The 15033-nt window shown below is 43.9% G+C and carries 11 protein-coding genes; 7 read left to right on the forward strand and 4 right to left on the reverse strand.

The features are described from left to right. Positions 1-22: 22 nt before the first annotated feature. Both FKN93_RS03090 and FKN93_RS03095 read right to left on the reverse strand, forming a co-directional pair. Positions 23-2905 carry a glycosyl hydrolase family 18 protein gene (locus FKN93_RS03090; RefSeq protein ID WP_170904464.1) on the reverse strand — a complete coding sequence of 961 codons (2883 nt, stop codon included), beginning with the start codon at positions 2903-2905 and terminating at the stop codon, positions 23-25. Positions 2906-3205: 300 nt separating this feature from the next. Next, complete coding sequence (locus FKN93_RS03095; protein ID WP_004396663.1) at positions 3206-4114, reverse strand: AraC family transcriptional regulator; 909 nt, start codon at positions 4112-4114, stop codon at positions 3206-3208. Positions 4115-4319: 205 nt separating this feature from the next. On the opposite strand from FKN93_RS03095, the gene FKN93_RS03100 reads away from it, so the two are divergent. From FKN93_RS03100 to FKN93_RS03115, 4 genes are all read left to right on the forward strand, one after another. Continuing rightward, positions 4320-5468, forward strand: a complete 1149-nt coding sequence (locus FKN93_RS03100; protein WP_004396664.1) for an iron-containing alcohol dehydrogenase — start codon at positions 4320-4322, stop codon at positions 5466-5468. Positions 5469-5667: 199 nt separating this feature from the next. Then, a complete protein-coding gene (locus tag FKN93_RS03105) occupies positions 5668-6075 on the forward strand; it encodes a hypothetical protein (protein WP_040905101.1) in 408 nt (135 codons plus the stop codon). A 300-nt stretch (positions 6076-6375) separates the two neighbouring features. Further along, entirely contained in the window at positions 6376-7464 is a 1089-nt protein-coding gene (locus FKN93_RS03110) for a calcium:proton antiporter (protein WP_004396665.1), read from the forward strand. Between the two features lie 185 nt (positions 7465-7649). Next, entirely contained in the window at positions 7650-8105 is a 456-nt protein-coding gene (locus tag FKN93_RS03115; RefSeq protein ID WP_004396666.1) for a methylglyoxal synthase, read from the forward strand. 109 nt (positions 8106-8214) lie between these two features. Here the strand turns inward: FKN93_RS03115 and pncA are convergent, their stop codons facing one another. Beyond that, positions 8215-8832 (reverse strand): bifunctional nicotinamidase/pyrazinamidase, encoded by a 618-nt coding sequence (gene pncA, locus FKN93_RS03120; RefSeq protein ID WP_170904465.1) that lies wholly within the window; start codon positions 8830-8832, stop codon positions 8215-8217. A 13-nt stretch (positions 8833-8845) separates the two neighbouring features. Beyond that, entirely contained in the window at positions 8846-10909 is a 2064-nt protein-coding gene (gene helD, locus FKN93_RS03125) for a DNA helicase IV (protein WP_170904466.1), read from the reverse strand. A gap of 184 nt (positions 10910-11093) precedes the next feature. On the opposite strand from helD, the gene yccS reads away from it, so the two are divergent. The 3 genes from yccS to FKN93_RS03140 all read left to right on the forward strand — a co-directional run bounded on the left by yccS (position 11094) and on the right by FKN93_RS03140 (position 15026). Beyond that, positions 11094-13247: a YccS family putative transporter gene (gene yccS, locus FKN93_RS03130; RefSeq protein ID WP_004396669.1), complete on the forward strand. Its 2154-nt coding sequence runs from the start codon at positions 11094-11096 to the stop codon at positions 13245-13247. A 92-nt stretch (positions 13248-13339) separates the two neighbouring features. Continuing rightward, entirely contained in the window at positions 13340-13633 is a 294-nt protein-coding gene (locus FKN93_RS03135; protein ID WP_004396670.1) for a hypothetical protein, read from the forward strand. Positions 13634-13766: 133 nt separating this feature from the next. Further along, entirely contained in the window at positions 13767-15026 is a 1260-nt protein-coding gene (locus tag FKN93_RS03140; protein WP_170904467.1) for a hydroxymethylglutaryl-CoA reductase, read from the forward strand. Positions 15027-15033: the final 7 nt, after the last annotated feature.

Consider the following 15033-nt stretch of genomic DNA (forward strand, 5'->3'; position numbering starts at 1 on the left):
CGTTAAGGAGTCATGCTAATCCTTATGGGCAAGCCACTTCATCCCAAAACCAATTGGTTTGAATCGGTGATTCCCAAGGCCCTGGATTATTTTTAGCAATAAAACACTTTCCGTTATACGTCACTGTCGTGCCATTAGCGACTTGACTAACACCAGGTTGCCATTGCACAACGTCTCCAGGAGTGCCACCACCATTGCCCGGTTCTTCACCATTACCACCGCCATTGCCATTGTCATCAGAAAGGTCGGCCAACGGTAAGTCTGGTTGCTCAGCTTTAAAAGCATACTCTCTGCCATTAATATTGACGCTGTAGTTCGCTGGTCCAGAAATCGGTAAATAATACACCATATCTAGTTCATAGCTCTCTCCCGCCGGTAATGCTTTCCAAGCTGGTAAGGAAAAGGCGACACGATGCATCGTCCCATCGAATCCTCCAATATTATCACTTCGCGTATGGCCTGAAGCAATAACGGCTAAGCCAGCACCAGATTGATCTTTCGCGTTATCCGGTGTAGAAACAGGGATATCAAACTGGAACTGCGTTCCTCCAGGAAGGTCAACCCCAGTATGGTTAGTAAAGGTCAAACGAGGGTTAATCGGATAGTTTTGATCGCCGACTTTGAAGCCATCGATGGTGACTCGAATATCCACCACTTGGTCAGGGATTGCGCCAGTTGCCAATCGATTACCATAAGGGGAAGCGGATTTGAACTTTTCATACATGGCTTTGGTCATGGTATTACCCATGTGGTACTCACCATTACCGCTAGCACAAGCTTGCTCTGTCCAATCAATTTGTCCACGCTGACCATTGGCATCGAGTACGTAGCAGTTATAGTCTCCGGCTAATTCCCAGAACATAATACCGCCGATTTCTTTATCAATAACATAGTCCGCTTTAATATCAATCGATTGTTTATCTTCGGTAGAAAGGAAGACTCGTTTTTCCGAGTTCCATAACCAAGGGGCAATCGCAACACTATCAAAATGACGCTGGTATTGGCCTACCCACGGTGTACTTTCAGGATGCAATCCATAAGCGGCCAAATAGGATCCCCAAATGCCTTTTTCGAGGTTTTTGGCATGCCACATTGGGTTAGAACCTGCGCCCATTTCATTACCATTGGCATCCAAATCATGCCACATGTTATCCAAGCCGAGAGCGCCGTAGCCACAGTTATTCTTTTCTCCTTCTCCAGTACCCGCTGGACACTCATTTTGATTCGGTAAAGGTGCTCGTCCCCAAAGGCCATTTTCACCTCCCGTCACCCCTTGCCATCCTCGCGTATAGTAAGGCACACCAATATTAATCCGTCCCGCTGGCATTGAACCACGGAAATAATGGAAAGCCCAATCGGTGTTCAGATAGCCGATGCCACCATATTGTGCTGTCGTATAAACGCCCCATTGAGCAAGTTCAGAGTCTTTACCCGTGTCGTAAAGAGCCGCATTATGTCCAACATGATCATTCCAAGCACCATGTAAGTCATAAGTCATGATGTTGACATAATCGAGATACTTCGCCACTTCCATGGTTTCCATACCACGTAGTAAGTAGGCAGATGAAGGGGCGGCGATAGTCAACATATAGTGAATACCATCTTGCTCACTAGCGATGTCTAATCGCTCACGCAGCACCCGCATTAATTCATGGTAAGAGCGCATGAGATAAGGACGACGTGATTCAGCGAAGGCTTTATCATCGGGATTGCCGGCACCGGACATCGAGGTTGGGTATTCATAATCAATGTCTAAACCATCAAAACGGTATTGACGCATCATCTCTATTGCGGAATCAACAAAAGTAGAAATCGCCTGATGATTAATAGAACCATCAGCATTGGTCGTCATAGTGTAGAAACCACCATCGGCGATTCGCTCACCATTATCGGCAAAATGACCACCCGTTTCCGCCCATCCGCCAATCGAGATCAAGGTTTTGACATCATAACGTTCTTTATAGGTTGCTAACGCGCCAAAGTGACCTTTAAAGCCCAGTGTCGGATCAATATCAACCCCATCCCATTCTTTTCCAACCGCAGGGTTGTTGGGGTCATCAACATTACCGATGTTGACCTTGCCATCAGAGCCAATACCGACAAACGCGTAATTAATGTGGGTCAGGTTTTGCCAAGGAATATCTTTCACTAAATAGGAGGTTTGAGGATCATCCCCCGCTCGCCAACTGGTGAAATAACCAATCACACGTCTTGGTTGACCACCTGCCATGATTTCACGTCCTTGCTCGTCGTAGACAGTACAATAAGGAACATTAACGCCTTCAGTTTGATACAAACCGTCAGGACGACACGTATTGGCAATAGGCGAATGGGCGACGGTTAATGTTAATATCGAAGAGCTGGATAGCGCACCTTTATCATCCGTCACTTTAGCTTGGATGGCTAAATTTCCAGAACGGATGACTTCGTAATCAAAAATATATGGCGCTTGTGATACCGTTGCAACGCGTTGGCCGGAGATAAAAAATTCTACCTTAGCCACTTGACCATCGCTATCGTCGGCGTCCGCAGAAACTCTTACTGTATCACCCAACTCAGCCGTGTTAGTTGACAGCGTTATTTCAACCGTTGGCGGCTGATTATCATCGCTACCCGTATCACCATCTTCACCAGCGTTGCCATTATCACAGCTACCAAGTAATTGCCACGGCGCATAATCACCGGAGAATTGGGCTGGGTTATTATTTTGTGTCCAATATTTCGCTTGATAGGCCACATGATCATGTTGAACTTGAGCACCACTAGTGTATACCGCACCAGACTGCCAATCTTCCAATCCATCACAGTTCACGGCGGCATAGCTGTTTAACGCCAGTAAACAGGAGACAGAAAGTGTGCTGAGTGTAAATACCCCTTTGGGTACTTTTACTTGCTTTAAGTGCATGTCTTTTTCCTTAAGTTATTGTTTCCAAATATTAAAGCAAACAGTCCTTACTCTGCATGCTTTAAATCTTTCGTGAAATAACTGTAAAACAGTCCACTTATTTAGCACCTAATAAAGTGTCAAAGTTAAGAATCACTCGCAAATGACCGCTTAAAGCCAGCAAGGTTTACATACTTATTTTGCATCAAGAGCTAACTTATTGAAGAAAGGCTATCTTTCAAGGTTGGTGCATGATAGGCAATGACGACGATTCAATACTGCGTAGCAAATCGATAAACAATAAGCTCACAATGGCGATGATTAAACTTTCGCTAGAGCACCTCGAGGAGTGTGATTAAAATGGCGTTTATACTCTCGGCTAAATTGTGAAGGACTGCTATAGCCAACCAGTCGCGCAGCATCATTAACCCGCTTACCCTCGATTTGAATTAACTCTTTGGCTTTATTTAAACGGACTTTTTTAAGATACTGCAAGGGTGATTCCATGGTGACGCCACGAAAGGCTTGATGAAAAGCCGAGACACTCATGTTCGCTTCTTCGGCTAACGTATTAACTGTTAAAGATGTAGCATAATCACGATGCACTTTACTCAGCGCTTTCGCGATTCGGGCATAGTGTCCTTCGTGATGAGCCAGTTCAAACAGCACGTGTCCCTCTAAGCTAGTCAGAGCTCGAAAAGCCATCTCTTCAAGCAAAGATCCGCCTAATAACTCAGCCTCTAATCCATCAATTAAAGCATTCATCAGCCTTTTACAGCTATTAAGCATGGTATGATTCATCTGTACCGATTTCAGGCCACAAGGATTATTCGCATCAACTGGCGGTTTAAAACCGTTTTCCTCTAAGGCGGCAACCTGCTTGAGCAATAGTGAATGATCAATATCAATGGTTAACCCTAATAATGGTTGATTCTGTTTAGCTACCGCTTCACATTCAAGTGGCATCGGCACACCGACCACCAGATAATCATTCGGTCCGTAATCAACGGCGTTAGCGCCTAAATGAATGCGTTTCTGCCCTTGACCCAAAATGACAATCCCAGACTGATAGATAAACGGCTGACGCGAGTTACCTTGACTGCTGCGATAAAACCACACTCCAGGGATCGCAGTATCAGTGCAGCCCTCAAGGTGATGTAGCGCATATTTATCAACATAGTTTTGCATCAATTGCGCCAGATCTGGCTTTTCTTCCGTTTGATTGACCATTCTGTTCACACCATCGTTTATTGTAGAAATAGGCAATAAATTTACAGGAATCACTCTATTGCTACCACAATTATTCTACTATTATGCATCTTGCAATGTATCAACCCAACTCTTGACTCCGCCAAAAACGAAGCCCATAGCAGCGAATACTGTGTCTTTAATAAAGGCCAAACGGTGGTCATATTCCTAATAAGAGGTACGAGTAATGCAATTTACCTATGTCAATCCGACTCAGATTTATTTCGGTCAGCAGCAGATCGCGGCAATTACCCAAGCGATTCCACGTCAGCATAAGGTTCTGGTCATCTACGGTGGTGGCTCAATTAAACACAATGGCGTTTATCAGCAAGTGGTCGATGCCCTGCAAGAACATACTTGGCTGGAATTTTCCGGTGTCGAGCCAAACCCAACCAAAGAAACCCTTGATAAAGCCGTTGCTATCGTTAAACAGCAAGCGATTGATTTTATTCTTGCCGTTGGTGGGGGTTCAGTGATTGACGGTTCAAAATACGTCGCAGCCGCCGCTAAATACTCAGGCGATGGTTGGGATATCATGTTAGGTAAACATCATGTCACCGATGCAACACCAATTGGTGCGATTCTCACCTTGCCAGCCACTGGCTCTGAATCAAACTCTGGTGCGGTGATCACCAAAGCAGCAACTCAAGATAAACTCTCTTTCTTATCACCATACGTGCAACCTAAATTTGCCGTGATGGACCCCGACGTCATGAAAACACTACCGGAGCGTCAACTCGTTAATGGTTTAGTCGATGCTTGGGTGCATATTTGCGAACAGTATCTCACCTATCCAACCCAAGCGATGGTCCAAGATGGCTACGCTGAAGCCCTATTGAAAAATCTCTTGGTGTTAGGCAAAGATTTTGCGCAAAGAGATAACGACGCTTGGCGTGCGAATTTGATGTGGACGGCAAACCAAGCACTGAATGGATTAATTGGCAGTGGTGTTCCCCAAGATTGGGCGACACACATGATTGGCCATGAACTGACTGCATTATGGCAGGTTGATCATGCTCGCTCACTGGCCATTGTCCAACCAGCACTATTGCGCAACCAATTAGCGGCTAAGAAAGCTAAGCTGGAACAAATGGGGCAACGCGTATTTAACTTAGCGCCGAGTGAAGATTTAGCCTTACGGACTATTGATGCGATTGAAGCGTTTTATCATCAGTTGAATGTCGATACTCAATTCTCTGCGCCCGATATGACCGCAGAGCAAGCTGTCGATAAGGTGATTGAACAACTGGAAGCGCATGGAATGGTGGCTTTGGGTGAACATCAAGCGATCACCCTTGAGCAATCGCGCGATATTCTTACGCAAGCCTTTATTTAATCAATTTGAGCAGCACTGCGGTGCTGCTCTTTCCCCACCTTATTTTTAAGCCTAAATAATAAGATTTTTAAATTTGTGACCGCCATCATTTTTTATTGACGGTAAATTGAATCTCTTCTACTATTTGCACAGCTTTTCATCTGAATAGTAGACCATCGTGACCATTCATCGCCTTAACATACTGATATTAGTATTGTTGATGAGCTTGTTTTTTGCTCAGGCGACAGTGTACTCACAAAATCATCCGACACTTTCATTGAGTAACGCTCATCCTACTGTTGTTCAAGATGATACAAGCGCCGCAACTCAGACGTCGAGTAACGTCAACGACAATAAAGAAGCCGTGCAACCTCATCACGCTATCCCCCATTTAAACCATTACCGATTAAATAGCGAAGATGAATACGCCTCATTGGGGCTGATCCCTATCTACTACTTACTCGCTGAAATTGTCTTATTGCCTATTGCTATTCTATCGATTGGCTATCGCCCATTGTTCAACCACAATATTGATTGGTCTTATTATACACACCGTTCATCAACCTGTATTTATGGCTGTAACAATAACAACTTACAATACAAGTTTACCCATTCTCGTCATTACTAATTTAAGACTGGTTTAGTCTTTCATAAACACCATATTGCTAAAAACTGATCTTCTTTGATAGACGGTATGTATTTCTATACCTAATCAACTAACTATCAGTAAGATAATGGTTTATCTTTCTAACCACTTAAATATTTTTAACTAATAACGAGCTATATACGATGAAACTTAAACATAAACTTATTCTTTCTTTATTAATACTCATTTTTATTATGAGTAGTTTTACTGCTTGGTCTGCACCTCATATACCTGTTATCAATAATATCATCTCAACTTATAACCCTACATGAGGAGTGTACAATGAAATTCATCCGTAATGAATGGGTATTATTTATAGGATTATTGACCGTCCTGTTTTTCAAAACGATCGGTAATGATCTTTTATTAGGTTCTAGCAGTAGCGTTTTGTATTGGTCTGCCGCTGGTTTTCTATTTATTATTGTTATGTTGTCTATCTTTGGTGTTGTAAAACACTCTGATGCATTAGCAATTAATCTTGGCGACCCGTTAGGCACTTTGATATTAACGCTATCAGTGATTTCCTTAGAAGTGATCATGATTTCATCGGTGATGCTTACTGGAGACTCGAACCCCGTATTAGCTAGAGACACCATGTTTGCTGTCATCATGTCGATACTAAACGGCTTAGTCGGTATAGCATTACTGATTGGGGGCCATAAATATCATATACAAAAATATAATATTCAAGGCATTAATTCTTATTTAGTGGCTATTGTTCCCTTAACTATTTTATGTTTAATACTACCCAATTTTACCAGTAAGAATGAGTTTGGTGAAATGTCCTTCATCCTTGCTTCGGCTTTGGTGGTTATCTCTATTATTCTTTATGGCATATTTTTGTATGTTCAAACAAAAAGCCATAGTTACTTCTTTATCGATGAAGATAACGATCATACCGATGAACATCATAGTATTCTAGGCAGCAATACTTATCACTTTTTATTATTATTTGGCTATTTGATTGTGGTTATTTTTCTTGCCAAGAGTATTGCTATACCTATTGATGCAAGTATTGGACACTTAGGAGCACCGGCTGCATTAGGTGGGCTAGTCGTGGCATTGTTAGTACTCGCTCCTGAAGGTGTGGGGGCGATCAAAGCTTCTTTGAATAATCAGTTACAAAGAGCCATGAATTTATTCTTTGGATCGATATTGGCAACGATATCACTTACCGTACCAGCGGTCATTGTTATCTCTAATATGATTGGGGAACCGATTATATTAGGTTTAGAGCCCGCACAAATGATTCTGTTGATCGCAAGTTTAATGGTCGCAAGTATTAGCTTCAGACATGGAAAAACAAATATCCTTAATGGAGTCACTCACTTATTTTTGTTCTTTATCTATATTGTACTGATTTTCGACTAACGCTTTCCTCCTCCATCATCGGCCTACGGCCGTATTGCTGGAGGAGTTGAGATCAAAGCTGAATAAAACCGGTTAAAGAGTACACATAGTAAGCGTCAGTTCGAGTTTTTATCGTAAAGTCATTGAATAAGCGTATAGTTTTGGTTATTTAACTCTGACCCTCTACCGATTAGGAAAGAAGCATAATGAAAAAAACAACGCGGATCATGGCGGCGAAAAAGCACGTCGCTTTAGTCGCTCATGATAACTACAAAGGTGAGCTACTACGTTGGGTGGTTGAAAACCAGTCTAAGCTTGAAAAACATGAACTGTACGCAACGGGCACGACTGGGCATATGCTCAATAAAGAAACCGGATTAGCGATTACCAGCATGATTAGCGGGCCAATGGGCGGCGATCAGCAATTAGGCGCTAAAATTGCCGAGGGGAAAATTGATGCCTTGATTTTCTTTTGGGATCCGCTTAACTCTGTACCGCATGATCCAGACGTTAAAGCTTTATTGCGCATTGCGAGTGTGTGGAATATTCCTGTAGCCACTAACCGCGCCACAGCAAAATTTCTTTTTAATTCCATACTCATGGAGCAAGAAGTCGAGATTGAAATCCCTGATTATCAGGCCTATCTTGCTGATAGAACGTAATGCACTTCACTCCATATCGATAAGCGACGATGGATCTTTAAATACTGTCGTGTGATCGATGAATGATGGCCGTAAGAGAAGAGGCGTGTTATCACGCCTCAATACCGACTCAGACCATCGCCTGCTGCGATAAAATCACTCTGCAACCGGCCTCTTCCATCGCTTGCCAAGCGTTATCAATATCACCTTGTGATAGATTAACGCCTCGACAAGCATCTTTAATGACCCAAGTTTTAAATCCTAATGACACAGCATCCAACGCAGTAAATTTCACGCAGTAATCTGTAGCCAGTCCGGCAATGTACACATCGCTGATCGCATGTTGCTGTAAATACTCGGCTAATCCTGTTGCATGGCGACGTTGGTTATCAAAAAAACCACTGTAGCTATCGATATCAAGATGAGTCCCTTTGTAGATAATATGTTCGATAGCATCGAGATTAAGGCCTGCGATAAACTCCGATCCGGCGGTATTTTGTACACAATGATCCGGCCATAATATCTGTTCAATGCCAGAGAGCATGATAACTTCTCCGGGTGTTTTACCTTGAGTAGAAGCAAAGCTCGCATGCCCTGCAGGATGCCAATCTTTAGTGGCAATCACATGATCAAAATGAGGCATTAATAAGTTAATCACTGGGACGACACTCTGCCCTTCAGGGACAGGCAAAGCACCATCGGACGCAAAATCATTTTGCACATCTACTAAAATCAAAGCATTATACATACTATTCCTTTATTCATATCGATTTACTGACTGGATATCCCTCGGTGAGCAACTCTTGGATAAAACAAGAGCCATTACCGCTGTAAGTTATCCAGACTTTCTCTTTGGCTCGGGTCATGGCGACATAAAATAGACGGCGCTCTTCTGCAAATGGAAAATCCACTTTAGATTGGGTCAAGGCGCTATCTAAATGACGGGCTTTCACTCGCGCGGGAAACTGCCCTTCATTAACCGCTAAGATAATAACAAAATCGGCCTCTTTGCCTTTACTCGCATGACAGGTCATAAACTCAATTTGCAGTGAGGCATATCGCCGTTGCCATTCTGCCAGATGCTCTGGTTGATGATAATGGTTACGACCTAATAACAACACCTGTTTCGGCACTTTAGCCTGACGATTAAGTTTATCGAGTATTTTTTCAATTTGATTACTGGCACACAGGACAACCGCTCGCTGCTTCTGCGACTTAAAACTATTTAGCGTCTTGGGTAACTGATGAGGATTTTTCTGCACAAACTGATTGGCAACCAAACCGATTTGATCGTTAAAACGATAAGTCGTATCAAGATGATGAATGGTCGATTGCGGAAAACGCGCTGCAAATTCCGTGGTTAAGTGAACATCCGACCCCGCAAATTGATAAATCGACTGCCAATCATCCCCGACCGCAAATAAATTAGGATGATTAGGCCCCTGTTCACACAACGCTTGTATCAACGCCAAACGAGCAGGTGAAATATCTTGGTATTCATCAATCATGATGAATTTCCAAGGCACAGAAAATTTGCCTTTGCGTACATAATCCGTTGCTTGGCTGATCATGATATTAAAATCGATCTGCTGCTCATCTTTCAGCATTTGCTGCCATGCTTGGTAGCAAGGCCAACATAAAGCAAGCTCACTGTTCAAGCGAGGATAATCAACATGATCAATGATGTATTGCTGAATCGCTTTTTTCGTCGTGCCCAATTGGGCGAGTTGATCGAGTTGCTTTTCCAACCATGCGATCAATTTAGGGTTTTCAACGTGGCTGCCTAGCTCATCATCACCGACTAGATAAGCAATCGGCCACTGCGCCAAATGTTTCTGCCAACGCTTAAAGTTGGTAGGTGTCATCCAGTGGCGCTTTAACCAGTCCGTACACCATGCTTTTTTCAGCTTATCATCCAATGCTAACGGCGAAATCACGACGGATTGATTTTCCACTTGGTTAATGATCGACAACCCTAGTTGATGAAAGGTGTTAACACGAATCTTATCGGCGGCAAGACCAATCTTACTTTTTAAACGCTGATCCATTTCATTCGCGGCGTCTTTGCCAAAAGCCACCAACAATAGTTCATCCGCTTGCGCTAAGTGGCTCTGTAACAAATAAGCCACTCGAGCCGTGAGCACACTGGTTTTACCTGAACCCGCACCAGCAAGCACCAAGTTATGATCATCATTGATCAACACCGCTTGCTGCTGAGATACATTAAGCGGAGAGGATTCAAGTTGTGAAAAAAGAACCGTCCAATTTTGACGCTCAATGTCTAACCAAGCTTGATTGCGGGCTTGTAAGGCTTGATCGGGAGTCAGTAACCAAGGTACTAATGGTTCCATGACATGAGGTAAATGTTTGATGGCTTCTTCTAAACTCATGTTCATCGCGGTTAGATCAGCAAAAACGTGATTGATCCATTCCTCTAGCGGTGAATGCGGTAAAAAAGCCGGTAAATGTTGTAAATGGTGCAGTTTTTGCTGCCATTGAGGTAAATGTAATCTCAATTGCTGACATTGCTGCTCAAGCCATTGTTGATAGACGTTGACAATATGATGCGCAAACTGTCGAGCTTGTGGCCAAGGCAAACCTTGTACAACCCAAACGCGTTGCGTATCTTGCTCTGGATGAGCAAAAAATCGTAACTCCGCCCACAAAATCCCGCGTCGCACCTTCACTTTTCCGTTCCAGACGGTAAAAGGAATCCGCTCTTCACTGTGCAGCGAAGAAAGCACCAAACGCTGATTTTCTAAGCCAACATGGTGATATTCATTAGCAATAAAAAATTGTGCAGTTTGGGTTGCACTTAGCTGCATTTTCGGCGATTCCTCTCGATTTTATCGACCTACATCATAACTCAATCATCAATAGCAATGAAAAATTAATGTCAATAATCAACAACTCACTAAGACAGAATGATACTTTTATTATTCTTGATCAGAATGTTAGCGTAAAGTTCTGCTAAACTGTGTGTTTTAAGGTTTGACATCGAATCTCACTGTGCAGCGACTTCATTTACTTCGCCTTTATTGGGCAAACAAAACCATTAATTACTGCCTACTGATCCTGATCACGCTCTTAGGTGTTGTCATTCCCGCTTGGCACTATCAAGTTAACACTTGGATAACCCCCCTGATCCTTGGGGTCATTGCCGCCGCCTTAGCAGAGCAAGACGATAAATTTACTGGCCGCTTAAAATCGATCGTCCTGACCTTTATTTGTTTTGCGATAGCCGCCTTCTCTATCGAAATTTTATTTGATACACCGTGGCTATTTGCGATTGGACTCTTTATTTCAACCTTCACTTTTATCATGCTGGGTGCCATCGGTACTCGTTACGCCAGTATTGCCTTCGGCTCTTTATTGATCGCCATTTACGCCATGCTCGGTGCCGACCAAAGTACGAACCTTTGGTTCCAACCGTTACTATTACTGACGGGCAGCGCATGGTATTACCTTCTGTCAATGCTGTGGCACGCATTTTGGCCAATGCAACCTGTCCAACAAAGTTTAGCCAACGTATTTGTTCAACTCGGCCACTATTTTGAGGCTAAAGCCGAGTTATTTTATCCTGTCTCCAATTTAGCCCCCCAGCCACATCGAATTAATGAAGCCAATTTAAATGGAGCAACCGTTAACGCGCTGAACCAATGCAAAGCGACCTTGCTTGCCCGCTCAAAACGAGGGCATGTGGATGGTGCCAGTGACCGTTTCCTTGGTCTGTACTTTGTGGCGCAAGATATCCATGAAAGAGCCAGTTCGACCCATTATCGCTACCAAGAGCTCGCAGAGTCTTTTGCACGTAGTGATGTGCTGTTTCGTTTTAAGCATCTGTTGCAAGCTCAAGCGCAAGCCTGCCACGATATCGCTCTCTCTATTCAGCTCGGCCAACGCTATCAGCACCGTAGCGATTCGATCATCGCCTTAGACGAATTACAGCTCTCTTTGACATACTTACAAGAGCAACAACAGTTAGAGTGGAAGCAATTATTAGCTCAGCTCAGCTATTTGTTTAATAATCTTGCTACGGTTGAAAAACAGCTCAGTAACGTCAGTAATCCCGATGTGCAAAAGACCGAAGATGATGTCTTACATGATACGGAAGCACACTCTATAAAGGCCATGTGGCAACGAATTCAAGCCAACTTTCATCGCGACTCATTACTGTTTCGTCATGCCGTTCGTATGTCTATCGCTCTCACCGCTGGCTATGGGATTTTACAAGGATTGGATTTAGACCGTGGATACTGGATCTTATTAACCACCTTGTTTGTTTGTCAGCCTAACTACGCGGCAACACGGCAAAAGCTGGTTTCCCGTATTATTGGCACCCTCGCGGGGTTATTGATTGGCGTTCCTCTCCTAACACTTTTTCCCTCACAAGAGAGCCAGTTAGCATTTATTGTGATTTCCGGCGTGATGTTTTTCGCTTTTCGTCTCAATAACTACGGTTACGCGACCGGATTTATTACCTTATTAGTGCTGTTTTGTTTCAACCAGCTCGGTGCCGGTTACGCAGTGGTACTACCACGTTTAGCTGACACCCTGATTGGCTGTGCTCTTGCTGTTGCCGCGGTGGTGTTTATTTTTCCAGACTGGCAGTCAAAACGGCTACATAAGGTCATGGCCGAAGCCGTACAAGCCAATAAACAATATTTAGCGCAAATCATTGGTCAATATCGTATCGGTAAAAAGGACAGTCTGAGTTATCGGATTGCACGACGTGATGCCCATAATCACGATGCTGCGCTTGCTGCAGCGGTCAGTAATATGCTCGCAGAACCGGGAAAGTATCGATCGGCAACCGATGAAAGCTTTCGTTTTTTAACCCTCAATCATGCATTACTGAGTTATATATCAGCGCTCGGCGCACACCGCACTCGAATCGATGATGAAAGCATCCATCAATTAGTGCTCGATGCCCATCGAGTTATTCATCAACATCTTGAAGTGTTGTATCAGCAATTATTTACCCATTGTGAACAGTGTGATACCAGCGATATCGACAATATTGGCTTGGAGAAACGGCTTTCTGAATGGAGAGAAGAGGATGATAGCTCTGCACGTATGGTGCTACAGCAGCTATATCTTATTTATCGAATGTTTCCAGAACTGCATTCTCTGGCGAGTAAATTTGCCGTCCGAGTGCATTGATAGTGAATAGCAACCACGACTCACCCGCGATGGGATAAAGTTGCACTCCAAGACGGACCAGAGTATGCTTAAAAAAACAGCGAGGAAGTATTATGTCTGTCTCTGCCGTCTCTTCTGGTTATCCTATTCTTCAGCAGTCATCAAAAATGGCTGGCGAAGCGGCGCATGAAATTCAACAGGCTCAAATCCACACTTCTCGCGCATCGCAAGACCCTGCTTTGCAGCGCAATTCTCTTGAAGAGAAACCCACTCCCCCAAGCAAAAAGCCTGATACGGTTAACGCATTAATGAATCTCAACCAAGCTCAACAATACAATCGTGTTGGAGCAAGCGTCATTCAACGTGAACAAGAGATGATCGGTAGCTTACTGGATGTTCGTGTATAATCCCTCGCTCAGCGATAATCAGTCATCATCAACTGATGCCATTGATTACCATAAATTGTCAGCACCGATGACTAGTTATTGAGTTTGCTGATTCGCTCAGTACAATGCTCGAAAAATTTTAATTGTGATCTCTATGCCCAAATTTACTCTGCCATCGTGCGGAGAAAGTCACGCTTTCTCTGCGCTTTCATCTGCTGATTCATTACAAGATGCCTTAGCACCGCATTTTGAGCCAGCGAGCAAGACGCTGATCGCAAGCTCAAAAATGACCCCACACCATGTAGAAAAACGTTGGCAAACCCTTAACCAACCTGAAGCACAGGCACAATTATGGGATGACCAGACTCAGCGTAATCTCGCTCATTACAGTAAAAATATTGAATATTTTATCGGCACCGTGAAAGTTCCTGTGGGCATCGCCGGTCCGCTGCGAGTCAATGGACTGCATGCTAACGACGATTTTTTGATCCCTTTGGCGACCACTGAAGCTGCGTTAGTTGCTTCTTATCATCGAGGATGTAAATTGATCACCGCCGCTGGCGGAACCAGTGTAATGCTCCTCAATGAAGGCGTCACTCGTACTCCAGTCTTTGCTTTTGATCATCTTGCGCAAGCTGGGCAATTTATCGCTTGGGTAACCACACAATACGAACAGTTTAAACAGCTGGCTCAAGCAACCACCGCCCACGGTCAACTGCATGATATAAACGTTACTATGGAAGGTAACCATGTGTATTTGGTGTTTGATTACCTAACCGGCGATGCCTGCGGGCAAAATATGGTGACCATCGCCACTAACGCTGTCTTTGAATTTATCGTCCATCATTCTCCTATTAAGCCGCGACATGCTTTTTTGGATGGCAATTTATCGGGTGATAAAAAAGCCAATAGCCATGTTTTACGTCATGTACGCGGTAAAAAAGTCACCGCGGAAGTGCATCTCTCCGCGGAACTGATCAAAAAATACCTGCATACCACTCCTGAAACGATGGTGAAATTTGCCGAAATGACTACGATTGGAGGAGTACTGAACGGTAGCGTTGGCATCAATGCACATTATGCAAATGCTCTCACCGCTTTCTCTATTGCTTGTGGTCAAGACCCGGCTTGTGTGGCGGAATCTGCCGTGGGAATCACGCGGATGGAGCTCAACTCACAAGGCGGATTGTACGCTTGCGTTACGTTACCGAACTTGATGGTCGGCACCGTCGGTGGTGGCACCTCACTGCCTAGCCAAAAAGCGTGCTTAGCACTACTTGGGCTAACGGGAAGCGGTAACGCACGAGCCTTAGCCGAAGTGGTGGCAGGTTTATGTTTAGCAGGAGAGCTATCGATTGCTGGGGCTTTCAGCGCAGGGCATTTTTCAAGAGCCCACCATAAACTTGCGCGCTGATCCATCC

Source organism: Vibrio sp. A8-1, assembly GCF_013048685.1.
Lineage (GTDB): Bacteria > Pseudomonadota > Gammaproteobacteria > Enterobacterales > Vibrionaceae > Vibrio > Vibrio metschnikovii.